This is a genomic window from Nocardioides sp., assembly GCF_035503875.1.
In the GTDB taxonomy this organism is placed as follows: Bacteria; Actinomycetota; Actinomycetes; order Propionibacteriales; family Nocardioidaceae; genus Nocardioides.
Genome location: NZ_DATJTA010000050.1, coordinates 47,898 through 70,596, shown reverse-complemented (window position 1 = coordinate 70,596; position 22,699 = coordinate 47,898). Strand labels below are relative to the sequence as shown.

The 22,699-nt window shown below is 73.5% G+C and carries 20 protein-coding genes; 17 read left to right on the top strand and 3 right to left on the bottom strand.

Annotation, left to right across the window (positions count from 1 at the left end; genetic code table 11):
- The first annotated feature begins 53 nt into the window (after positions 1-53).
- Genes VMF51_RS11825 through VMF51_RS11815 form a run of 3 tightly spaced genes read left to right on the top strand, consistent with a single transcriptional unit; the run spans position 54 to position 3,784 of the window.
- Positions 54-1,574 (top strand): ABC transporter substrate-binding protein, encoded by a 1,521-nt coding sequence (locus VMF51_RS11825; protein ID WP_325474632.1) that lies wholly within the window; start codon positions 54-56, stop codon positions 1,572-1,574.
- 10 nt (positions 1,575-1,584) lie between these two features.
- Positions 1,585-3,021, top strand: a complete 1,437-nt coding sequence (locus tag VMF51_RS11820; protein WP_325474631.1) for an amidohydrolase — start codon at positions 1,585-1,587, stop codon at positions 3,019-3,021.
- A gap of 13 nt (positions 3,022-3,034) precedes the next feature.
- The gene (locus VMF51_RS11815) at positions 3,035-3,784 is read left to right on the top strand and encodes an SDR family NAD(P)-dependent oxidoreductase (RefSeq protein ID WP_325474630.1); all 750 of its coding nucleotides are present in this window, start codon (positions 3,035-3,037) and stop codon (positions 3,782-3,784) included.
- A gap of 16 nt (positions 3,785-3,800) precedes the next feature.
- Here VMF51_RS11815 and VMF51_RS11810 read toward each other — a convergent pair whose 3' ends face one another.
- Positions 3,801-4,760: an LLM class flavin-dependent oxidoreductase gene (locus VMF51_RS11810; RefSeq protein ID WP_325474629.1), complete on the bottom strand. Its 960-nt coding sequence runs from the start codon at positions 4,758-4,760 to the stop codon at positions 3,801-3,803.
- On the bottom strand, positions 4,757-5,137 hold the full coding sequence (locus VMF51_RS11805; protein ID WP_325474628.1) for a hypothetical protein: 381 nt from the start codon (positions 5,135-5,137) through the stop codon (positions 4,757-4,759). The genes VMF51_RS11810 and VMF51_RS11805 overlap by 4 nt, the downstream gene beginning before the upstream one ends.
- 70 nt (positions 5,138-5,207) lie before the next feature.
- On the opposite strand from VMF51_RS11805, the gene VMF51_RS11800 reads away from it, so the two are divergent.
- Genes VMF51_RS11800 through VMF51_RS11780 form a run of 5 tightly spaced genes read left to right on the top strand, consistent with a single transcriptional unit; the run spans position 5,208 to position 11,198 of the window.
- The gene (locus tag VMF51_RS11800; protein WP_325474627.1) at positions 5,208-6,398 is read left to right on the top strand and encodes an acyl-CoA dehydrogenase family protein; all 1,191 of its coding nucleotides are present in this window, start codon (positions 5,208-5,210) and stop codon (positions 6,396-6,398) included.
- Entirely contained in the window at positions 6,395-7,282 is an 888-nt protein-coding gene (locus VMF51_RS11795) for an SDR family NAD(P)-dependent oxidoreductase (protein WP_325474626.1), read from the top strand. Before VMF51_RS11800 ends, VMF51_RS11795 begins: the two co-directional genes overlap by 4 nt.
- Positions 7,283-7,314: 32 nt before the next feature.
- A complete protein-coding gene (locus tag VMF51_RS11790; protein ID WP_325474625.1) occupies positions 7,315-7,830 on the top strand; it encodes a VOC family protein in 516 nt (171 codons plus the stop codon).
- Positions 7,831-7,858: 28 nt separating this feature from the next.
- Positions 7,859-9,082: an MFS transporter gene (locus VMF51_RS11785; protein WP_325474624.1), complete on the top strand. Its 1,224-nt coding sequence runs from the start codon at positions 7,859-7,861 to the stop codon at positions 9,080-9,082.
- A gap of 10 nt (positions 9,083-9,092) precedes the next feature.
- Positions 9,093-11,198, top strand: a complete 2,106-nt coding sequence (locus tag VMF51_RS11780) for an acetate--CoA ligase family protein (protein ID WP_325474623.1) — start codon at positions 9,093-9,095, stop codon at positions 11,196-11,198.
- Between the two features lie 21 nt (positions 11,199-11,219).
- Here the strand turns inward: VMF51_RS11780 and pcaF are convergent, their stop codons facing one another.
- The gene (gene pcaF, locus VMF51_RS11775) at positions 11,220-12,419 is read right to left on the bottom strand and encodes a 3-oxoadipyl-CoA thiolase (protein ID WP_349255731.1); all 1,200 of its coding nucleotides are present in this window, start codon (positions 12,417-12,419) and stop codon (positions 11,220-11,222) included.
- Positions 12,420-12,529: 110 nt separating this feature from the next.
- Here pcaF and VMF51_RS11770 point away from each other — a divergent pair, with 110 nt between their 5' ends.
- Genes VMF51_RS11770 through VMF51_RS11730 form a run of 9 tightly spaced genes read left to right on the top strand, consistent with a single transcriptional unit; the run spans position 12,530 to position 22,696 of the window.
- Positions 12,530-13,729 (top strand): acyl-CoA dehydrogenase family protein, encoded by a 1,200-nt coding sequence (locus VMF51_RS11770; RefSeq protein WP_325474621.1) that lies wholly within the window; start codon positions 12,530-12,532, stop codon positions 13,727-13,729.
- Positions 13,730-13,734: 5 nt separating this feature from the next.
- Entirely contained in the window at positions 13,735-15,933 is a 2,199-nt protein-coding gene (locus tag VMF51_RS11765) for an acetate--CoA ligase family protein (protein WP_325474620.1), read from the top strand.
- Positions 15,930-17,033, top strand: coding sequence for an acyl-CoA dehydrogenase family protein (locus VMF51_RS11760; protein ID WP_325474619.1), 1,104 nt, complete (start codon positions 15,930-15,932; stop codon positions 17,031-17,033). Before VMF51_RS11765 ends, VMF51_RS11760 begins: the two co-directional genes overlap by 4 nt.
- A 2-nt stretch (positions 17,034-17,035) precedes the next feature.
- Positions 17,036-17,449, top strand: coding sequence for a Zn-ribbon domain-containing OB-fold protein (locus VMF51_RS11755; RefSeq protein WP_325474618.1), 414 nt, complete (start codon positions 17,036-17,038; stop codon positions 17,447-17,449).
- A complete protein-coding gene (locus VMF51_RS11750) occupies positions 17,446-18,606 on the top strand; it encodes a thiolase C-terminal domain-containing protein (protein ID WP_325474617.1) in 1,161 nt (386 codons plus the stop codon). Before VMF51_RS11755 ends, VMF51_RS11750 begins: the two co-directional genes overlap by 4 nt.
- Positions 18,607-18,640: 34 nt before the next feature.
- Positions 18,641-19,546 carry an SDR family oxidoreductase gene (locus VMF51_RS11745; RefSeq protein ID WP_325474616.1) on the top strand — a complete coding sequence of 302 codons (906 nt, stop codon included), beginning with the start codon at positions 18,641-18,643 and terminating at the stop codon, positions 19,544-19,546.
- Positions 19,547-19,549: 3 nt separating this feature from the next.
- Positions 19,550-20,398 (top strand): MaoC/PaaZ C-terminal domain-containing protein, encoded by an 849-nt coding sequence (locus VMF51_RS11740; RefSeq protein ID WP_325474615.1) that lies wholly within the window; start codon positions 19,550-19,552, stop codon positions 20,396-20,398.
- Between the two features lies 1 nt (position 20,399).
- On the top strand, positions 20,400-21,512 hold the full coding sequence (locus VMF51_RS11735; protein WP_325474614.1) for a flavin reductase family protein: 1,113 nt from the start codon (positions 20,400-20,402) through the stop codon (positions 21,510-21,512).
- The gene (locus VMF51_RS11730; protein WP_325474613.1) at positions 21,509-22,696 is read left to right on the top strand and encodes an acyl-CoA dehydrogenase family protein; all 1,188 of its coding nucleotides are present in this window, start codon (positions 21,509-21,511) and stop codon (positions 22,694-22,696) included. Before VMF51_RS11735 ends, VMF51_RS11730 begins: the two co-directional genes overlap by 4 nt.
- Positions 22,697-22,699 lie beyond the last annotated feature (3 nt).

Sequence of the window (22,699 nt, the reverse complement as noted above, 5' to 3'; positions counted from 1 at the left end):
CCGCGCACGAGCGCGACCCTGCCCGAACAGATCTGCGTGAACAAAGGAGTGTCATGCGACTTCGCGACTGCGCCAGGACGACGGCGGCGGCAGGCGGTGCCCTCGCCGTGCTGCTGACCAGTGCCTGCGGCATCGGATCGACGACGGAGGCGGCGGGCGACTCGACGCTGCGCGTCGTGGTCCAGGCCGAGCCGACCAGCCTCAGCCCGACGTACAGCTTCTTCGGCGACGCCCGCGTCTGGGGCGGGATCTTCGACACCCTCGTCGGGTACGACCGGCAGACGCTCGCCGTCAACGACGAGGGACTGCTGCCGAGCTGGGAGCAGACCGGCCCGACCGAGTGGCTGTTCGACGTGCGCGAGGACGTGACCTTCCACAACGGCGAGCCGTTCGACGCCGCCGCGGCCGCCTTCACGATCGACGAGCTGCGCGACGACCCGGCCAGCATCCTGCGCACCTACTACGACGTGATCGCCGAGGCCGCCCCGGAGGGCGACCGGCTGAGGATCACGACCACCGAGGCGTACGGCGCTCTGCCGCAGATGCTGACCACGGCGTTCGCGATGCCGCCCGAGTACTACACCGAGGTCGGCGCGGACGACTTCGCGCAGAAGCCGGTCGGCACCGGCCCCTTCGAGCTCGTCTCGTACACCAGCGGGCAGGGCCTCGAGGTCGCGCGCTACGACGACTACTGGCGCGGCCCGGCGGAGCTCGACGGCATCAGCTACAGCTGGGCCAACGAGGCGTCGTCGCGCTACGCACTGCTCGCCGGCGGTGACGTCGACCTCGCGCTGAGCATCCAGCCGCAGGACGTCGAGAGCATCGAGAGGTCCGACGACCTGGAGGTCGAGACCGGTCCGAGCACGATGGGGCTCACGGTCTTCCTCGACACGACCAAGGGTCCGATGGCCGACGTCCGGCTGCGGGAGGCGGTCGCCAAGGCGATCGACCGCGACGCCATCGTGAAGTCGATCTTCCAGGGCTCGGGCGCCCTGGCCTCGACGACCTTCATCGGCGACCTGCTGGACGAGCCCTTCGAGGTCGACCTCGCCCCCGACCCCGACGAGGCGAAGCGGCTCGTGGCGGAGGCCGGTGCCGCGTCGCTCGTCTTCGGCTACACCTCCGGGCGGTACCAGTACGACACCTTCGTCGGCGACGCGGTCACCGGCATGCTCCAGGACGCGGGCTTCACGGTCCGTCAGCGGGCCGAGGAGCTCGGCACCTACCGCGAGATGCGGACCCAGGGCGCCTTCGACATCTTCATGCAGGAGATCACGCCGACCTTCACCCATCCCGATAGCTACGTCGGCTACTTCCTCGGCGCGAGGTCCGCGCTGAAGTCCTGCACGAACGACGCCGAGTACGACGCGTTCAACCACGCCGCTCTCAGCGCGCAGACCGCGGCGGAGAGCGAGGCGACGTACCGGCAGCTCGAGAAGCAGGTGCTCACCGAGGACTACTGCTACGTGCCGATCACCCGGACCGTCTTCTCCTACGGCATGTCCGACCGGTTGGAGGGCTTCGAGGTGCCGCGCACCTCGGTGCCGGACTACTACGCCATGTCGCTGGACTGAGGTGGCCCCGGTGAGTCACGCACGTGAGATCGCCGGCGCCGTCGACGTGCTCCTGCCGGAGCTCGCCGAGCTGAGCGACGCGATCTGGGCCGAGCCCGAGCTGCGCTGGGAGGAGCACGCGTCCCTGCGGCGTCAGGTCGAGGTCGCGCGGCGGCACGGCTTCGAGATCGCCGAGGGGATCGCCGACCTGCCGACCGCGTTCGTCGCCGAGCGCGGCACCGGTGGCCCGGTGATCGCGTTCCTCGGCGAGTACGACGCCCTCGCCGGCCTCGACCAGCAGGCCGGGGTGGCCGAGCCCCGCCCGCGGGGCGGTGAGGCCGGTCCGGGGCACGGCTGCGGGCACAACCTGCTGGGCTCCGGCTCCCTGCTGGCGGCGATCGTCCTCGCCGACCGGCTCCGGGAGCGAGGCCTCCCGGGGCGGGTCCGCTACTACGGGTGCCCGGCGGAGGAGGCCGCGGCCGGCAAGTCGTTCATGGTGCGCGCGGGCGTGTTCGACGACGTCGACGTGGCGCTGAGCTGGCACCCGCACCCCGTGACCACGACCCGGCAGATCCTCAGCCTGGCCTACGCGCAGACGCGGTTCCGCTTCGTCGGGGTGCCGGCGCACGCCGGTGTCTCACCGGAACGCGGCCGCAGCGCCCTCGACGCGGTCGAGCTGATGAACGTCGGGGTGAACTTCCTCCGCGAGCACATGCCGTCCACCGCGCGGGTGCACTACGCGATCACCGACGCCGGCGGGGAGTCGCCCAACGTCGTCCAGGCCCGGGCGGAGGCCTACTACCTGGTCCGCGCCGAGACGGTCGAGCTGATGGCGGAGCTGCTGGACCGCGTCGTCGACATCGCGCGCGGCGCGGCGCTGATGACCGGCACGGAGCTGGTCGTCGACCACGAGGGCGCGTCGGCCGAGCTGCTGCCCAACGACGTCCTCGAGCTCGCGCTGCATGGCGTCGCCGAGGAGCTGGGCGGGGTGCCCTTCGACGACGCCGACCGCGCCACCGCGGCGCCCTTCGCCGCGGTGGCCGAGCCGCGTGCGCTGCGCTTGGACCGGGCGCGCGCCGGCCTCGACGGAGACGGCGACGCCGTGCTCCACGACGGCCTGGCGCCGTTCTGCCGGGACAAGCCGCGCACCCAGACGACGGGGTCGACCGACGTCGGAGACGTCAGCCAGGTGACACCGACCGTGCAGATCATGGTCGCGACGTCGGCGCTCGGGACCCCGGCGCACTCGTGGCAGCACGTCGCCCAGGGCACGCTGCCCGCCGCTCACAAGGGCATGGGCTTCGCCGCCGCCGTCCTCGCGGGCACCGGGCTGCGGCTGGCCACGGAGCCGGACCTGCTCGCGGCGGCGCGAGCGGAGTTCGCCGAGCGCACCCGGACCGACCCCTACCGCACCCCGATCCCGGAGGGGACGGTCCCGCCGCCCCAGCGCGCCGGGGACCACCGATGAGGAAGGCGAGCCGATGGACCTGAGGATCGACGGAGCCCGCGCGGTCGTGACCGGCGCCGGCGACGGCATCGGCCGGGCGACGGCCCGCCTGCTCGCGGCCGAGGGGGCGCGGGTCCTGCTCGTCGGCCGGCGGCCCGGACCGCTCGAGACGCTGGCCGCGGAGATCGCGGCCGACGGGGGAGCGGCGGGCGTCGTCGTACCGCTGGACGTCACCGACGCCGACGCGCCCGCCCGGATCCGGGCGGAGGTGGAGCGGGCCTGGGGTGGCCTGGAGATCCTGGTCAACAACGCCGGCGGCTCCGACGCGCCCGGTCAGGAGCTCGACGACGCGGCGTGGGACGCCTCGATGGCGGTGAACTTCCACGCCAAGCGGCGCCTCGCCGAGGCGCTCCTCCCACTGCTCCGGGAGTCCGGCTCCGGTCGCATCGTCAACCTGGTCGGGTCGGCCGAGCCGCGCGCCGCGTCGCCCGCCTTCACCGCGGTGGCGGCGGCCCGGATGTGGTCGAAGGGACTCTCGCGCGACGTGGGTGCCGACGGGATCACGGTCAACTGCATCTCGCCCGGTCGGGTGGACAGCGCCCAGATCCGCCGGCACTACAGCGACGAGGCGCGGGAGAGGTTCTCGCGGCGCGAGATCCCCGCGGGCCGGTTCGGGGAGCCCGAGGAGGTGGCCGCGGTGATCGCGTTCCTCGCCTCGCCGCTGGCCTCGTACGTCTCCGGCGAGGTCGTCCACGTCGACGGCGGGCTCCGCAAGCACGCCTGAGCGGCTGGGGCGTGTCCTACCCGCGGAGCAGCGCGACGACCTCGCCGAGGCCGGTGAGCAGCGGCTCGACGTCCACGCCGACGGCGGGGACCACCACGCCGCGCACGCCGGCGGCGGCGAGCTCGCGGAACCGCCCGGCGACCGTCCGTGCGTCCCCGACGGTGGCGAAGCGCCCCGCCAGCAGCTCGCGCAGGCCGAGCTGGTCGACCAGGCGGGCGTTGGGGTTCTCGGCGGCGGGGCGGCCGTGCGCGCCGTAGTCGTAGCGCGCCCGCAGCTGCTCGACGCCGGCGAGCTCGGCGGGCGAGAGGGCGGCGCGGTTGCGCGCGGCGGCGAAGACGTGGTTCGCCCCGGAGGCCAGCAGGGGGAGCAGCTCGTCGAGGGCGCGATCGGGATCGGGGCCGATGCTGGTCCGGCTGACCACCCATGGCTCGGCCCGCGTGCTGCGTGCTACGAGGGCCTCGAGACCGGCCGGGTCCGTGCCGTTGCCGGACACCACGACGTCGGCGACCTCGTCGGCCATGGCCAGGGTGCGCGGCCCGTTCGCGGCGACCACGATCGCGGTGGAGGAGCCGAGCCGGACCGTGGCGTCGTGCAGGTCGACCAGGCTCGCGCGGAACTCGTCGACGCGCAGGGGCCGTCGGCGGATCGCCGCCAACGCGCTGTCGCCGGCGCCCACGCCCGCGAACGTCCGGTGGGGTCCGGCCAGGTCCTCGACGGAGGCCAGCGCTCGCGCGATGGTGAACGGCGCCCGGCTGACCAGGTTGGTGACCATCGGGCCGATCCGGATCCGGCGGGTCACGCCGGCGACGACGGCCGCGGAGACGAAGGGGTCGTGGTACAGCGGCGAGTCGCCCAGGCCGAGGGCGTCGATCCCCGCCTCGTCCGCCAGGGCGGCGTGCCGACGCAGGAGCGGCAGGTCGGTGGGCGCCAGGGTCACCATCATCTGGAGGCCGCCCGCCCCCGGAGGCGTGGTCATCGGGGCTGGTACAGCGAGAGCGCCACCCCCGGGCTCAGCCACACCGCGGCCCGCAGCTCGTGGTCGCCCTCGACGACACCGCCCGCCGGCTCGGCCCCCGCGCCCGTGAGTACGGCGAGGGCGGCGTGCAGGTCCGGGACCTTCACGTTGAGGCTGACCGTGGCCCGGGAGGGCATCTCGGCGGGGGAGGCCAGGGCCACGGTCAGGTCGGGGGCCGCGTACGCCGTCCAACGGTCGCCGTCGCGCACCGTCACCTCCGGTGCGGCGGCGAGGTCGAGGACCTCACCGGCACGGCGCGTGTCGGGGGAGCACGCGACGGCGATGCTGCGCAGCAGCCCGGGTGCGGGGGCGGACTCGGTGGGGCGTGACTCGGCCATGGGGTGCTCCGATCCATTGACGGGACTCGACGGCGAACATACCATCTGGTCGGTATTAAATGGAGGTGTGATGCAGGACCGAGGATTCGAGCGCGAGGCGTTCCGTCGTCAGGTGGCGCCCCAGCTGCGCGAGCTGCTCGCCGACCGCGCCGCGGAGATCGACCGGACCGGCGACTGTCCCGCCGACGTCCACGCCGCGTTCGCCGAGCGGGGCTGGCTCAGCCTGTCCCTGCCGGTCGAGCTCGGCGGCGTACCCCACGGCGTCGCCGCCCTCACCGTCCTCACCGAGGAGGCGGCGCGGAACTCGACGGCCGGGGGTCTGCTCCTGCTGCTCTCCCGCCTGCCCGTCGCCCCGATCCTGCTCGGCGGTACGCCGGAGCAGCACGAGGAGTTCGTCCGACCGCTCGGGGCGGGCAGCCGGCGTGGCGCCTTCGCGATGTCCGAGCCCCAGGCGGGCAGCGACCTGATGGGCATCGCCGCCGAGGCGGAGCGCGACGGCGACACGTGGCGGATCACCGGCACCAAGGCCTGGATCTCCGGTGGCGCCGAGGCCGACTGGTTCGTGGTCGTCGCCCGGGAGAGCGGGACGCCCGAACGGAGCGGCTCGGGAATCCGGGCGTTCATCGTCGACGCAAGCACACCGGGGCTGAGCATCGCCGTACGCCACGAGCGGCCGGGTGGGCGCGGCGTCAGCCTCGTCGACATCGTGCTCGACGGAGTCGAGGTCCCTGACAGCCGCCGGCTCCCCGGGATCCGCAGCGCGGGACCCCTGCTGGGCTCGCTGGCCTCGATGCGCCCGATCATCTCCGCCCGCGGCACCGGCCTCGCCGCCGCGGCGCTGGGCCTGGCCGTCGATCGGCTCCAGGTCCGGACGGTCGGCGGCCGTCCCCTGGCCGAGCTCCAGGGGCTCCAGTGGCAGCTCGCCGACGTCGCCGCCCGTCTCGAGGGCGCCTTCCAGCTCACGCACCGCGCCGCCGCGATGATCGACGCGGGGGAGAGCGGGCCCGCCCTGATGGGGAAGCTCGCGGTCACCAAGCTCTCGGCCAGCCAGGTCGCCGTCGAGGCAGCGATGCTCGCGGCCCAGCTGCACGGCGCCGAGGGCTGCCTCGCCGGCCATCCCGCCGACCGGATGGTGCGCGACGCCCGCCAGCTGACCGTGGTCGAGGGCACCTCCGAGATCCAGCGCACGATCATCGCCCGCGCCCTGCTCGACGGCCGGTTCGACTGGTCCTCCACCCCGACCGAAGGAAGCCACCCGTGAACAGCAGCCAGCCCGTCGCGATCGTCACCGGCGGCGGCCGGGGCCTCGGCCGGTGCCATGTCGACGCCCTCGTCGCCGCGGGCTACGCGGTCGTCGTCAACGACCTCGGGGTGGCCCGGGACGGCACCGGTGCGGAGCGCTCGGTCGCCGAGGAGACCGCTGCGGTGATCTGCGCGACGGGTGGTCGAGCCGTGGCCAGCGGCCACGACGTGGCCGACTTCGACCAGGCCACGGCCCTCGTCGACCTCGCCCTCGAGTCCTTCGGCCGGATCGACGTGGTGGTCAACAACGCAGGCATCCTGCGCGACCGGATGATCGTCAACACCACCCCGCAGGAGTGGGACGACGTGATCCGGGTGCACCTGCGCGGGACCTTCGCCGTCCTGCAGGCGGCGGCCCGCCACTGGCGCCTCCTGGCCAAGGCCGGTACGCCGGTCGCCGCCAGCATCGTGAACACCACCTCGCCCTCCGGCCTCTACGGCAAGCCGGGGCAGGCCAACTACGGCGCGGCCAAGGCCGGCATCGCCACGCTGACGATGATCGCGGCCGCCGAGCTCGAGCAGTACGGCGTCCGCGTCAACGCCGTCGCGCCCGTGGCCTTCACCCGGATGACCGAGGACCTGGTCACCGACCCGGAGGCCGCCACGGAGCTGGCCCCCGAGCGTGTCTCGCCGCTGGTCGTCTGGCTGGCCGGCGCGGACGCGGGCGACGTGACCGGCCGGGTCTTCGAGGTCTCCGGCCGCCGCATCGCCGTCGTCGACCCGTGGCGTCGGGCGCCCGAGGAGGTGCCGCCGGTGCCGCTCGGCGTCGAGGAGGCCGGGAGGATCGCGACCCGGCTGCTGGCCGAGGCGACCCCGCTGCCCGCCATGGGCGGGAACCTGTGACCCCGATTCCGACCAACACGAGGAGTACGAGAATGGCTGCAGTCGGCGAGATCCACCACGTGGCACTGTCCGTGCGGGACCTGGAGAAGTCGATCGTCTTCTACCGGGACGGTCTCGGGCTCCGCAAGACGCTCGACATGCCGGTCGGCAACCCCACGACGTGGAAGACGCTGAGGCTGCCCGAGGGCACCACGGGGCGCTCGGTCTTCCTCCAGGGGCCGACGCGGGTCGGCCAGATCGAGCTGATCCAGTGGAACCTGCCGGTCCCCGCCGACAGCGGACCCAAGCGGCCCGGCAACCCCGGGATCTGCTCGCTCTCCTTCGGTGTCGCCCACGCCGAGATCCAGGAGGTGTACGACCGGCTGATCGGCATGGGCGTGGAGTGCTACACCGAGCCGACCACGAACATCCTCACCAACTACGGACCCGTCACGCTCTTCTTCGCCGTCGACCCCGACGGCAACGACGTCGAGGTGATCGCGTTGCCGACGTACGAGGAGGTGAAGGCCTTCCGTGCCGAGACGATGGGCTCGACGCCACCGGAGTGAGCGCGCGGAGCGGCTCTCGTCGCTCGCGGTGCTCCGGGAGCCCGCGTTCCGGCGGTTCATGCTGTCCCAGGTCTTCAACAACCTGTGCCTGTGGACGCACCGCACCGCCCACGTCTGGCTGACGGTCGTGGTCACCGGCAGCGACCCGTTCGGCGTGGGTCTGGTGACCGCCCTGCAGTTCCTGCCGATGATGCTCAGCGCCTCCGGCGGGGGACTGGGCGACCGGTGGAGCAAGCGGCGCGTGCTGCTGGCCAGCCAGGTGGTCGCCGTCGCCGGATGCCTGGTGCTGGCGACGGTGTCGCTGACCGGGACCGTGACCCTCCCGCTCCTGTGCCTGCTCGCGGTCGTGCTCGGATCGACCGCCGCGATCGACGCGCCGGTGCGGCTGGCCTTCCCGCGCGAGATCGTCGAGCAGCAGGTGCTCAAGAGCGCGATCGGCCTCAACGGCATCGTCTTCCAGTCGGCCCGCGTCGTCGGTCCGGCGGTGGCCGGCCTGCTGATCGTCCACGGGGGCGAGAGCGTCGGCTTCCTCGTCGCCGCCGGGTGCGGGATCGTCGCGCTGGTCTTCCTCGCGACGATCTCCCCCCGGCGCACGGGTACGCCGGAGGAGGGCGCGGTCGTCCCGTGGCGGACCACACTGCGCGCGGTCCGGCGGGATCCCGAGCTGCTGAGCCCGCTGGTCGGCGCCGTGCTGGTGGGCGCCTGCCTGTCGAACCTCCAGGTCGCCCTGCCGCTGATCCTGGACCGGATACCGAGCGCCGGCGCCGGTGGGTTCGGCCTGCTGATCGCGACCATCGGGCTGGGGGGAGCCTGCGGCGCGCTGACCGCCTCCGCCGTACGCGGGGGACAGGGGCCGCGCTCGCTCAACCTGTTCCTGGTCGTCTTCGCGCTGGCCACGCTGGTCGTCGCCGCGATGCCGGGGGTCGCCTCGATGGGGCTCGTCCTGTTCGTCTGCGGCCTGGTCATGCAGCTCTACAACACCAACGCGCTCACGGGCCTGCAGGAGGCGTCCCCGCTCGGGCAGCACGGCCGGGTCATGGGCCTGTACGTCGTCGCCTACTTCGTCTGGGCCGGCCTCGGTACGCCGTTCTTCGGTCTCGCCGCGGGAGCGGTCGGCCCGCGGCCGATGCTCGCCGTCTCGGCGCTGGTCTGCGCGGTGGCCGGCGGACTGCTGCTGGCGTTCTGGTCACCCGCTCGTGCACGTGCCGCCGCCCCGGTCGGGCGCCGGCGACTGACATCAAGGACATCGTGAAGGAGAGGTCATGAGCGCACTCAAGGAGTTCTTCAGCCCGGACCGGCTCGCCATCGTCGGAGCCAGCGAGAGCTCGGGCTGGACGCGGATGCTGCTGGACGGGATCGAGGCCGCCGCGAAGCCGGTGGAGGTCATCATGGTGAACCCGCGGCGCGACAGCGTCCACGGCCACCCGTGCGTGGCGCGCGTCGCCGACGCTCCCGGCCCGGTCGACGTCGCGTTCGTCCAGGTGGCGCCGGACCGGGTCCTCGCCTCGGTCGAGGAGGCGCTGGACGCCGGCGTCCGGGACTTCGTCGTCCTCTCCTCCGGCCTCGGGGAGACCGGTGAGGCGGGCAAGCTCGCCGAGGCCCGCCTCGCCGAGCTGATGGCCGACCGGGGAGGCCGGCTCCTCGGCCCGAACGTGAGCGGGTTCGTGAACCCCGCCGAGGGGATCAACCTGTTCGGCCTGCCGCTGCCGGCCCAGCTGCGGGCCGGCGGGGTCGGCCTGGTCATGCAGTCCGGCGGTCTCGCCACCCATGCGCTGAGCCTCTCGGCCCAGTGGGGCATCGGGATCAGCCGGATGGTGACCACCGGCAACGAGGCCGCCATCACCGCCTCCGACGTCTTCGCCGACCTCGTCGAGGACCCGTCGACCACCGCGATCGCGATCTTCCTGGAGTCGGTCCGCGACCCCGCGCTGTTCGCGGACGCGGCCACCCGTGCACGGCAGCTCGGCAAGCCGGTGGTCGCGCTGCAGGCCGGGCGCTCGGAGATCGGTCGCTCCTCCGCGCTGGCGCACACGGGTGCCCTCGTCGGGGACCACGCGGCGAGCGTCGCGGGACTCGAGGGGCTGGGCGTCGTCTGCGTCGACACGCTCGAGGAGCTGATCGCGTCGGCCGGCCTGCTGGCGCGCTTCCCCGAGGGGCTTCCGGGCCGCCGGCTCGGCGTGGTCGCCGCGTCGGGCGGGGCCTGCGAGCTCATCGCCGACCTCTCGGCGGACCTCGGACTCGAGCTCCCCGAGCTGCCCGCGGCCGTCGTACAGGCCCTGTCCGCGCAGCTCCCGGCCGGCGGTGCGGCGACCAACCCGCTCGACGTGACCGGGTTCGTCGTCAAGGACGGGAGCCTGGTGTTCACCGCGGCCGACGCGTTCCTGGACGCGGTGCCCGAGGCGCTCGACGCGCTGATCTTCCAGTCCGTCACGCTGCCGACCGACGAGGCGGCCCGCCTCCCCGAGGTCGTCGAGCGCTTCCGCGCCCTGGCCCGGCTCCAGGCCGACGGGCGGGCGCCGGTCCTGCTGCAGACCGCGGCCACGTACGCCCTGACCCCCGCCCAGGCTGCTCTCGTCGCGGAGGTCGGGATCGTCCTGCTGCCCGGCGTCAACATCGGGCTCCGAGCGGTGTCGGCGTCCGTGCGCTCGCGCGAGCTGCGCGCCCGGGCGCAGCGGCACGCGGAGTCGGTCGACCAGGTCACCCGGCTCGCCCCGGGGCCCACGGCACTTCCCGACCTGATGCGGCAGGCCGGCGTACCGGCGCCGCCGCGCGAGGTGGTCGCGACCCCGGACGAGGTGGCCGGTGCGGCGTCCCGGGTCGGCTGCCCGGTCGTGGTCAAGGTGGTGAGCGAGGAGATCGCGCACAAGACCGAGGCGGGCGGGGTGGCCCTCGGCCTGCCCACGCCCGAGATGGCCGCGGACGCCGCGCGGACGATGGCGTCGACCGTGGCGCAGCGGCGCCCGGACGCGGCGGTGACGGGCTACGAGGTCGTCGCGATGCGCGAGCCCGGTGTCGAGCTGCTGGCGGCCGTGGTGGCCGACCCGGTCTGGGGTCCGATGCTCACCGTCGGCGCCGGGGGAGTGCTGTCCGAGCTGCACGCCGACGTGGCGACCCGGTCGCTCCCGGTGGACGCGCGCGATGTCGGGGAGATGTTGGCGGGACTCCGGACGGCGCCGCTGCTCGACGGCTACCGCGGGATGCCCGGCGTCGAGCGGACCGCCTGCGTGGAGGCCGTACTCTCCGTCGTCCGGCTCTGGGAGCTCGTCGCGGACGAGGCGGTGGCCATCGAGGTGAACCCGTTCTCCGGCATCGGCGACCGGGTGGAGGCGCTCGACCTCCTGGTGGAGTGGCGGGGCCGGCCGAGCTGATCGGCCGGCCCGCGCCGCGGGTCAGGGCCGCTCGAGGAGCATCGAGATGCCCTGGCCGACGCCCACGCACATCGTCACCAGGGCGCGCCCGGCGCTGCGGTCGGCGAGCTCGACCCCCGCGGTCAGCGCCAGCCGGGCGCCGCTCATGCCCAAGGGGTGACCGAGCGCGATGGCGCCGCCGTTCGGGTTCACGTGCTCCGCGTCGTCGGGCAGCCCGAGCCGCCGCAAGCAGGCCAGCGCCTGCGCCGCGAAGGCCTCGTTGAGCTCGACCAGGTCGAGGTCGCCGACGGCGAGGCCGTGTCTGCCGAGCAGCCTCTCGGTCGCCGGGACGGGGCCCAGACCCATCGTCCCGGGCTCCACCCCGGCCGTCGCGGTGCCGACGACGCGCGCCAGCGGCGTGAGGCCCAGGCGCTCGACGGCGGCCTCCCCGGCCAGGAGTACGGCGGCCGCGCCGTCGTTGACGCCGCTGGCGTTCCCCGCCGTGACGCTGCCGCCGCTCCGGAACGGGGTGGGCAGCGAGGAGAGCCGTTCCATCGTGGTCTCGCGGGGATGCTCGTCCCGGTCGACCACGACGACCTCCCGGCGGCCCGCCACCTCGACCGGCACGATCTCGCGCGCGAGCCGACCGCGCGCCGCGGCCGCTGCCGCGCGGGCCTGGGAGCGCAGCGCGAAGGCGTCCTGGTCCTCCCGGGAGATGCCGTCGAGGGTCGCGACGTTCTCCGCGGTCTCGGGCATGCCCTCGGTGCCGTACGCCGTAGCGAGGCGGTCGTTGACGAAGCGCCAGCCGATCGTGGTGTCGTGCACCTCCGCGGCCCGGGCGTACGGCGAGGCGGCCTTGGGCATCACGAACGGCGCCCGGCTCATCGACTCCGTGCCGCCGGCGATGACCAGGTCGGCCTCGCCGACGGCGATCTGGCGCGCGCCCATCGCGACGGCGTCCAACCCCGAGCCGCAGAGCCGGTTCACCGTCGTCGCCGGCACGCCGACCGGCAGGCCGGCGAGCAGGGTGGCCATCCGGGCCACGTTCCGGTTGTCCTCGCCGGCCTGGTTCGCGCAGCCCAGCAGCACCTCGTCGATCTCCGCGGGCGCGACGCCCGGGTGACGCGCCAGCAGCTGCGCGATCGCGTGCGCCGCGAGGTCGTCCGGCCGGACCGGCGCCAGCGACCCGGCGTACCGTCCGATGGGTGTGCGCACGCCGTCGACGAGATAGACCCGAGCGATGTCCATGGGGAGCCTCCTGAAGTTCGTCCTAGCCAACATACCGACTGGATGGTATGTTAGCGATGCGACACAGGACGTCGACCGGACCAGTGAGAGCACAGGAGTAGTGGGTGGCCACAGCAACGGACCTGGACCAGCTTCGCGAGGAACTGAGGGCGTTCGCGCAGGCGAACATCCACCCCCGGCTGGTCGGCATGGACGATCTGGACGTGGAGCGCGACATCTGGCGCAGCCCGCACCACCCGGCGCACGACGAGTTCGTCGCCTACGAGCAGGCGTCCCTGGAGGCCCGGCTGGTCTGCCCGCACTGGTCGCCCGAGTACGGCGGCCGCGGGTTCGGTGAGCTGGAGATGGCCGTCCTCGCCGAGGAGCTGGCCGCGGTCGGGATGCCCCGGCTGACCCGGGGGATGGGTGAGCGGCTCTGCGGGCCGTCGATCGTCCGCTACGGGACGCCCGAGCAGAAGGCCCGCTTCCTTCCCCGGATCATCAGCGGTGAGGACCGCTACTGCCAGGGCTTCTCCGAGCCGGGCGCGGGGTCCGACCTGGCCTCGCTGACCACCCGCGGCGTCGTCGAGGGCGACGAGATCGTGATCACCGGCCAGAAGATCTGGACGTCGCGGGCACACCTCGCCAACGTGATCTTCCTGCTCTGCCGCACCGACCCCGACGCCCCCAAGCACCAGGGCATCTCCTTCGTGATCGTGCCGATGGCCGACAACGGCATCGAGATCCGCGAGCTCATCACCATGGCGGGCGACAACGCCTTCTGTCAGGAGTACATCGACGGCGCCCGGGCGCCCCTGGACAACGTCATCGGCGGCCTCGGCGGGGGGTGGAAGGCCGCGATGACCACGCTCGGCTCGGAGCGGGGGGCGGTGGCCGCCGTCCAGCACCTGCAGTACCAGCGCGAGCTGGACGAGCTCGTCGAGCGGGCGCGCGAGGTCGGACGCATCGACGACCCGATCGTCCGCCAGGAGCTGGCCTGGGCCCAGTGCCAGGTGCATGTCATGGAGGCGACCGGCCGGCGCGTGCTGGCCCGGCTCGCCGACGGCGAGGAGCTCGGCCCCGAGGCGTCGCTGACCAAGCTGGTCTGGAGCGAGTACCACCGCCGGCTCGGCGAGATCGCCATGGACCTGCAGGGTGCGGCCGGACTCATCCGCCCGGAGGGCGACGGCTACCCGATCGACCGCTGGCAGAAGGCGTTCCTCTCCAGCCGCGCCGAGACCATCTTCGCCGGCAGCAGCGAGGTCCAGCGCCGCATCATCGCGGAGAGGGTGCTGGGCCTTCCGCGCGAGCGGGCGGCGACGTGACCGCCGTGACCGGCGACCGCCTCGCCGGTGCCGGTCCGCGTGCCGGCGGGCTCGACGCGCTCCTCGACCCTCGGTCCGTCGCCCTGGTCGGCGCCACCGAGCGGTCCGCCTGGTCGGTCAACGCCCACGCCAACCTGCGGCGCTTCTCGCCGCACGTCCGGGTCCATTGCGTGGCGCCGCGCGGCGGAGTCGTGCACGGCCAACAGGCCCACGTCTCGCTCGCGGACCTGCCCGAGGCGATCGACCTCGCCTACGTCATGACGCCGCGCGAGACCGTGCCGGACATGATCCGCGGCGCCGCGGCCGCCGGAGCGAAGGCGGTCGTCGTCCTCACCGCCGGCTTCGGCGAGCTGGCCGACGGCGGCTCGCACCAGCAGGCCCTGGTCGACGCGGCCCACGAGTCGGGCGTCGTCCTGCTCGGGCCGAACGGCGGCGGCCTGCTCAACCTGAACGACGGCGTCGTGGCCTTCGGCCTGCACGTCCCCGAGCTCCCCGCCGCGGGACCGGCCGCGTTCGTGCTGCACAGCGGCGGCCTGATCAAGCCCGTGCTGAGCCTGTGCATCGCGTGGGGCGTCGGGGTCGCCGGCGTCATCTCGTCCGGGAACGAGGCGGCCCTCACCGCCGCCCAGCTGGCGGCCCACCAGCTGGAGGACGACCGCGTTGGTGCCGTCGGCCTGTTCCTCGAGACCGTGCGCGACCCCGACGAGTTCCGCGCGCTGGCCGCGCGCGCCGTCGCCCTCGACAAGCCGATCGTGGCGCTGACCGTCGGGCGCAGCGAGGTCGCCCAGCGGGCGGCCGTCGCCCACACCGGCGCCCTGGCCGGGGACGCGGCGGCGACCAGCGCCGCGCTCGCCGCTCTCGGCATCATCGAGGTCCGCTCGCTCGAGGAGCTGGTGGCGACCACCGCCCTGCTCTCCCGCGGCTTCCGCCCCGCCGGGCGCCGCCTCGGCGTCGTCGGTGCCTCCGGCGGAGCCGGCGAGCTGCTCGCCGAGCGGGCCACCGACGTCGGGCTCACGCTGCCACCTCTCGACGAGGCCGCGCGGAGCGCGCTCACCGAGGTGCTGCCCGACATCTCGTCGGCCCAGAACCCGCTCGACGTCACCGGCATCGCCACCTCCGACCCGTCCCTGCCGCTGAAGGCGCTGGCCCGGCTCGCCTCCGGCGCGGAGCGCGTCTTCGACGCCCTGGTCTTCCAGGCCTTCGTGCTGCCGGGCGACGTGACCGACCCGGCCTTCGCGGCCCAGCAGCGGGAGCGGTTCGCGGAGATCGCCGCCGCGGTCCGCGACGTACCCGTTCCGGTCGTCCTGCAGGACCCGGTGTCCGCGCCACTGTCCCGCCTGGCGAGGGAGATCCTGGCCACTGAGGGTCTGATCCGCGTGCCCGGCACCGAGCACGGTCTCGCGGCCGTCGCCCACGCCGCCACCTGGGTGGCACGCAGCGCGGAGCTCATGCATCGCAAGCCGCCCGCACCCCGGGCCGTGACGCTCGACGAGAGCCTGGTCGGCCGGGCGCTGACCGAGGCCGAAGCCCTCGACCTGGTCGCCCGGGCCGGGGTGCCGGTCGTGCCGCACGTGGTCGCCCGGACGGCCGACGAGGCCGTCGCCGCGGCCGCAGGCCTCGGCGGTCCGGTCGCCATGAAGATCTCGTCCGTCGACGTCCAGCACAAGTCGGACGTCGGGGGAGTGCGCCTCGGCGTCTCCGGCGACGAGGTCGTGGCGGCGGCGTACGAGGAGATCACCGGCGGGGTGGCCGCCGCGCAGCCGGACGCCCGGCTCGACGGCGTGCTGCTGGCCCCGATGCGCTCGGGCGGCGTCGAGCTCGTCGTCGGCGTGAACCGCGACGCGGTCTGGGGACCGGTCCTGGTGCTCGGCCTCGGCGGCGTCTTCGTCGAGGTGTTCGGCGACGTGGCCCTGCGGCCGCTGCCGCTCGGCCGCGCCGACGTGCTCGACATGCTCGCGGAGCTGCGGGCCGCCCCGCTGCTGCGCGGCGCCCGCGGCACCGGGCCGGTCGACGTCGAGGCCCTCGTCGACGCCGTGCTCGCCCTCGCGGACGTCGCGCATGCGCTGGGCGACTCCCTCCAGTCCCTCGAGATCAACCCGTTGCGGTCGCACGCCGACGGCGCCGAGGCCCTCGACTGCCTCGTCGTCTGGCGCGACCCGGACCTTCTGAACCCACACCCTCAGCACGGAGGAGACGAAGCATGACCCTCGCCTACAGCCGCGAGCACGAGGATCTCCGGTCGGCGGTGCGCAAGCTGTTCTCGGAGCAGGCCGACTCCGAGCACCTGCGCCGCAGCCTCGACTCCGACGCGCCGTTCGACCACGACCTGTGGAAGTCGATGGCCCAGGACCTCGGCCTCCACGGCATGGCCGTCTCCGAGGAGTACGGCGGGTCCGGCTTCGGGTTCCTCGAGCAGGCCGTGGTCCTGGAGGAGATGGGCCGCGTCGTCCACGCCTCGCCGTACCTCGCCTCGGTCGTGCTGGCCGGCAACCTGCTGCGCCTCTCCGGCGACGACGAGGCCTGCGCCCGCTACCTGCCCGGCATCGCCTCCGGTGACACGGTGGCGACCGCCGCGGTGCTCGACGCCTCCGGCGCCTGGGCCGGTACGACGACCGGGCTGACGCTCGCCAGGGAGGTCCTCTCCGGCACGGCCCCGCTCGTCATCGACGCCGCGGCGGCCGACCTGCTGCTGGCCGTCGCCCACGAGGAGGACGAGCCGGTGTTGGTCGCCGTCGACGTCCGGCAGGACGGCGTCCGCGTGACGTCGCACCCGGCCCTCGACGAGACCCGGGGCCTCGCCACCGTCGACTTCGCGGACGCCGAGGCCGCCGTGGTCGCGCGCGGCGCCGCCGTCGAGAGCGCGCTCGCCGAGACCGAGCTCCTGGTGCTGGCCGCCCTGTGCGCCGAGATGGTCGGGGCCGCCGGGAAGGTGCTCGAGGAGACGGTCGCCTACGCCAAGATCCGCGAGCAGTTCGGCGTGCCGATCGGCAGCTTCCAGGCGATCAAGTTCAAGGCGGCCGACATGCTGCTCGAGCTCGAGGCCGCACGCTCCGCCTCCCTCAGCGCGAGCACCGCGGTGGCCGAGGGGGCCGAGGACCGGGCACTCGCCACCGAGGTCGCCAAGGCCGTCTGCTCCGACGCGTTCTTCGCGATCGCCGCGGAGTCGATCCAGATCTTCGGCGGCATCGGCTTCACCTGGGAGCACGACGCGCACTTCTACTTCAAGCGCGCCAAGTCCTCCGAGCTCCTGCTCGGCAACGCCGACGTGCACCGCGAGCGGATCGCGGTCCGGAAGGGGTGGTGAGCATGACGGCCAAGCCCGTCCCGCAGCCGACGCCGAACACCGAGCCCTACTTCGAGTACGCCGCCCGCGGCGAGCTGCGGGTGCCGCGGTGCCGGGCCTGCGGCCTGGCCTTCATGTACCCGCGCACCGCCTGCCCGTCGTGCGCCTCCGAGGACCTGGAGTGGCTGCTCTGCTCGGGCCGCGCGACGCTGCACACCTACCTGATCAACACCCGGCCGGCGCCGGGGTTCGAGGAGGACGCGCCGTACGCGATCGCGGTCGTGGAGCTCGAGGAGGGTCCGCGGCTGATGAGCAACATCGTCGAGTGCCCGCAGACCTCGGAGGCGCTCGTCCTGGACATGGACCTCGAGGTCGTCTTCGACAAGCACGGCGACGTCGCCGTCCCCAAGTTCCGGCCCGTCGGGAGGACCTCATGAGCATGCGCGGAGCGGTGTCCATCGTCGGCGCCGCCGAGACCGAGAGGCTCGGCAAGATCCCGGACCAGTCGGCGATCGAGCTGCACGCGGAGGCCGCGCGCCGCGCGATCGCCGACGCCGGGCTGAGACTGCAGGACATCGACGGCGTCGCGTGCGCCGGCGAGTCCCCGGTCGAGGTGGCGGAGTACCTCGGCATCACGCCGCACTACCTCGACGGGACGCACGTGGGCGGCTCGTCCTTCATGCTGCACGTCCGGCACGCGGCCGCGGCCATCGCCGCCGGCCACTGCTCGACCGTCCTGGTCACGCACGGCGAGTCCGGCCGGTCGCGGGTCGGCATGCAGCCCTGGGCGCCCGCACCGCAGTCGATGCGCGGCCAGTTCGAGGTGCCGTACGGCGTGATGGGCGCGCCCACGACGTTCCCCATCGGGATCCTGCGCTACATGAAGGAGTACGGCATGACGCCCGAGCAGCTGGCGACGGTCCCCGTCGTCCAGCGCCAGTGGGCGGCGATGAACCCCCGCGCCAAGCTCCGGGACCCGATCACCGTCGAGGACGTGCTCGCCTCCCGGGTCGTCGCGCACCCGATCCACCTGCTCGAGTGCTGCCTGGTCACCGACGGCGGCGCGGCCGTCGTCCTCACCTCGTCCGAGCGGGCGGGCGTCATGGACCTGCCGCACGACCCCGTGCACCTGCTCGGGAGCGGCGAGTCCAGCGAGTCGGCGATGATCTCGATGATGGAGGACTTCACCTCCTCCCGGGCGTTCCGCACCGCCGGTGAGCGGGCGTTCGCCGAGGCCGGCATCCGGCACGCGGACGTGGACCACCTGATGATCTACGACGCCTTCGCGCACGTGCCGATCTACGGGCTCGAGGACCTCGGCTTCGTGGGCAAGGGGGAGGCGCCGTCCTTCGTCGAGGAGGGGCACACGGCCCCCGGCGGGTCGCTGCCCCTGAACACGAACGGCGGCGGCCTGGCGTACACCCACACGGGGATGTACGGCATGTTCGCCATCCAGGAGTCCGTCCGCCAGCTCCGCGGCCAGGCGGCCGCGCAGGTGCCGGACGTGAACATCAGCGTCGCCCTCGGCAACGGCGGCATGTTCATGAGCGCCGGCGTCCTCGTGCTCGGCACCCCTGCCGCCCTGGCCGCCTGAGACAGATCGAACCGACGAGTGAGAGTGAGCTGCGATGAGTGACGCCAACGACCGGGTCGTGATCGTGACCGGCGCGGGAGGGGGCATCGGACGCTTCCACGCGCTGGACCTCGCCGCACACGGCGCCGCGGTCGTCGTCAACGACATGGGCGTCGCCCGCGACGGCTCCGGAGCCTCGGAGTCGATGGCCGAGCAGGTGGCCGCGGAGATCCGCGCCCTCGGCGGCCGAGCGGTCGCCGACACCCACGACGTCTCCTCGATGACCGGCGCCGAGGCGCTGGTGAACCGCGCGATCGACGAGTTCGGCCGACTGGACACCCTGGTCAACAACGCGGGGATCATCCGCGACCGGACCGTCACCAACATGACCGAGGACGAGTGGGACGACGTGATCCGGGTGCACCTCAAGGGCACCTTCGCGCCGACGCACCACGCCGCCAACCACTGGCGGGCCGAGCACCGGGCCGGCCGCGCCCGCCCCTGGTGCATCGTCAACACGACGTCGACGTCCGGCCTGCTCGGCAACATCGGTCAGGCCAACTACGGGGCGGCGAAGGCGGGGATCGCCTCGTTCACGGTGATCACCGCGATGGAGCTGCACCGGTACGGCGTCCGCGTGAACGCCGTGTCGCCGGGGGCGCGGACCCGGATGACCGAAGGCCTGATCGACGACGCCGAGGGCGCCTTCGACCCGTTCGACCCGGCCGCGATCTCGCCGTTCGTCACCTGGCTGGGCACCGATGCCAGCGGTGACGTCACCGGTCAGGTCGTCGGGGTCACCGGCGGCACCGTCACCGTCCTGGAGGGCTGGCGCCCCGGGCCGAGCGAGTCCCGGGAGCACCTGTTCACCGACGAGGAGGTGGCCGAGGTGATGCCGAAGCTGCTGGAGCAGGCCTACGTGAACCCGCGACTTCCCGGTGCGGACTCCGGGCAGGGCTGAGCCGTGCCCCTCGACCTCTCCTCCCGTGGCACCGCCACCGACGCGGTGACCGTCGACTGGGACGAGCGGGACGTGCTGCTCTACGCCGTCTCGGTCGGCGCCGGCCAGGACCCGCTGCAGGAGCTCGTCCTCACCACGGAGAACACCGAGGGCGTCACGCCCGAGGTGCTGCCGTCGTACGGCGGGGTGCTCGCCCAGCGGGTGCTGCGCCCCGACATCGGCCCGTACGACCGGTCGAAGCTGGTGCATGCCGAGCAGCACCTGGTCCTGCACCGGCCGCTGCCCGTGGCGGGACGGCTCTCGGTCACGGCCCGGGTCGGCGAGATCCTCGACAAGGGCTCGGGCGCCGTGGTGTGGACCGAGACCATCGCGGTCGACCCGGAGACCGGCGACGCGGTCGTGAGCAGCCGGTCGGCCTCGTTCATCCGGGGTGAGGGCGGCTTCGGCGGCGACCGCGGGACGAGCGAGGCCTGGGAGCCGCCGAGCCCGCGGCCGGACCACGTCGTACCCCTGGTCATCCGGCCGGAGCAGGCGCTGCTCTACCGCCTCAACGGCGACCGCAACCCGCTGCACTCCGACCCCGCCTTCGCTGCTCGCGGCGGCTTCGACCGGCCGATCCTGCACGGGATGTGCACCTTCGGCTTCACCTGCCGCGCGCTGGTCGCCACCGTGGCCGGGGGTACGCCGTCCGCGCTGACCTCGATCGGCGGACGGTTCTCCAGCCCGGTGTGGCCGGGGGAGGAGCTCACCGTGGAGGTGTGGCAGCAGGGGCAGCAGGTGTGGTTCCGCACGGTGCGGGCCGACGGCGTGGTGGCGCTCGACCGTGGCCGCGCCACTGTGGCAGGAGGGTGACATGGGTGATGCCAGGACACCGATCGACCAGGCAGACTTCCGTGAGGTGATGGGGCAGTACCCCACCGGGGTGGTCGTGATCACGGCGCTCTCCGCGTCGGGCGAGGCCCTGGGCATGACCGTGGGCTCGTTCAACTCCGTCTCGCTCGACCCCGCGCTCGTCATGTTCATGCCCGACAAGCAGTCGAGCTCCTGGAAGGCGCTGCGGGAGTCGGGGACGGGCTTCGGGGTCAACGTGCTCAGCGCCGAGCAGGAACCGGTGTGCCGGGCCGTGGCGACCCGCAAGGTGGACAAGTTCGACGGCATCGCCTGGCGCCCGTCCGACCACGGCAACCCGGTGATCGAGCACTGCGTCGCGCATCTGGACTGCGAGATCGAGGCCATCCACGAGGGCGGCGACCACGACATCGTCGTCGGCCGCGTGCTCGAGCTGGGCGTGCTCAACCCGGTGGACCCGCTCCTGTTCTTCCGCGGGGGCTACGGCTCCTTCGGACCGCGATCGCTGGCGACGGCGGACGCCGACCTGCTCGACCAGCTGCGGCTGATCGACTCGGTCCGCCAGATGATGGACGAGCTCGCCCAGGAGCTCGACACCGAGGTGACCGCCAGCTGCCTGGTGCGCAACGAGCTGGTCCTCGCCGCCGCGTCGGGGCGACCCCGCAGCGGCGAGCTCTCCCAGGTCGGACGCCGGGTGGCCTTCCGCCCGCCGTTCGGCTCGGTCTTCGCCGCGTGGTCGACGCCCGAGCGACGCGAGCAGTGGCTGCGCGCGGCCAGCCCGGTCTCGGCGGAGGCGCGCGAGCGCTTCCTGGAGATCCCGGACCTGGTGCGCTCGCGCGGCTACGTGGTCACCCTCCCGCACGCGGCCGGCGGCGGCTGGGTCGGCTACAACCCGACGGAGTACCGCAAGGACCAGGGCGTCGAGTCCATCACCGCGCCCGTCTTCGGCCCGAACGGCGACGTCGCCTTCGCCCTCACCATCTGGGGCGGCCCGGTGGCCGAGGACCTGCCGACCGCCCTCCTGGTCGAACGCGTCACGGCGACCGCCCGCAACGCGACCGCGGCCATCGGCGGCCGAGCCCCTGCACATCCACCCACGGACAGGACAGCACCATGACGACACCCCTGGACCCCCGCCGGGCGAACGACCCCCGCGACTTCCTCGACCTGGACGCGCTCCTCGACGAGGAGGAGGTGGCGATCCAGCAGACCGTCCGCAAGTTCGTGCAGCAGCAGGTGCTCCCGGACGTCGGCGACTGGTTCGACCGCGGGATCTTCCCGAGGGAGCTGGCCACCGAGATGGGCTCCCTCGGCCTGCTCGGCATGCACCTGGAGGGCTACGGCTGCGCCGGCACGAGCGGCACCAGCTACGGCCTGGCCTGCCTGGAGCTGGAGGCGGGGGACTCCGGCATCCGGAGCTTCGTCTCCGTGCAGGGCTCGCTCGCGATGTTCCCGATCCGGGCCTTCGGCTCCGAGGAGCAGAAGGAGCAGTGGCTCCCGGCGATGGCGTCCGGCGAGGCCATCGGCTGCTTCGGGCTGACCGAGCCGGACTCCGGCTCGGACCCGGCGAGCATGCGCACGGTGGCCAAGCGCGACGGCACCGACTGGGTCCTCAACGGCACCAAGATGTGGATCACCAACGGCGGCATCGCCGACGTGGCCGTCGTCTGGGCGCGGACCGACGACGGCGTACGCGGCTTCGTCGTCCCCACCGACACGCCGGGCTTCACGGCCAACACCATCCACCAGAAGATGTCGCTGCGCGCCTCGGTCACCTCGGAACTGGTGCTGGAGGACGTGCGGCTGCCCGCCGGTGCGGTGCTGCCCGGCGTCGAGGGCATGCGCGGTCCGCTGTCCTGCCTGAACGAGGCGCGCTACGGGATCCTCTTCGGCGCGATGGGCGCGGCCCGTGCCTGCTACGAGGCGGCCCTCGACTACGCGACCTCCCGCGAGCAGTTCGGCCGGCCGATCGGCGGCTTCCAGCTGATCCAGCGCAAGCTCGTGGAGATGCTGGTCTCGGTCAACCGGGGCACCCTGCTGGCCCTGCACCTCGGCCGGCTCAAGGACCAGGGTCGGCTGACCCCGGCGCAGGTCAGCATGGGCAAGCTGGACAACGTCCGGCAGGCGATGGACGTGGCGCGCGAGGCGCGCAACGTGCTCGGCGCCAACGGCGTGACGCTGGAGTACCCCGTGATCCGGCACATGAACAACCTGGAGGCCGTCTACACCTACGAGGGGACCAACGAGATCCACACGCTGACCCTCGGCCAGGCGATCACCGGGATCCCGGCGTTCCGCTGAGCT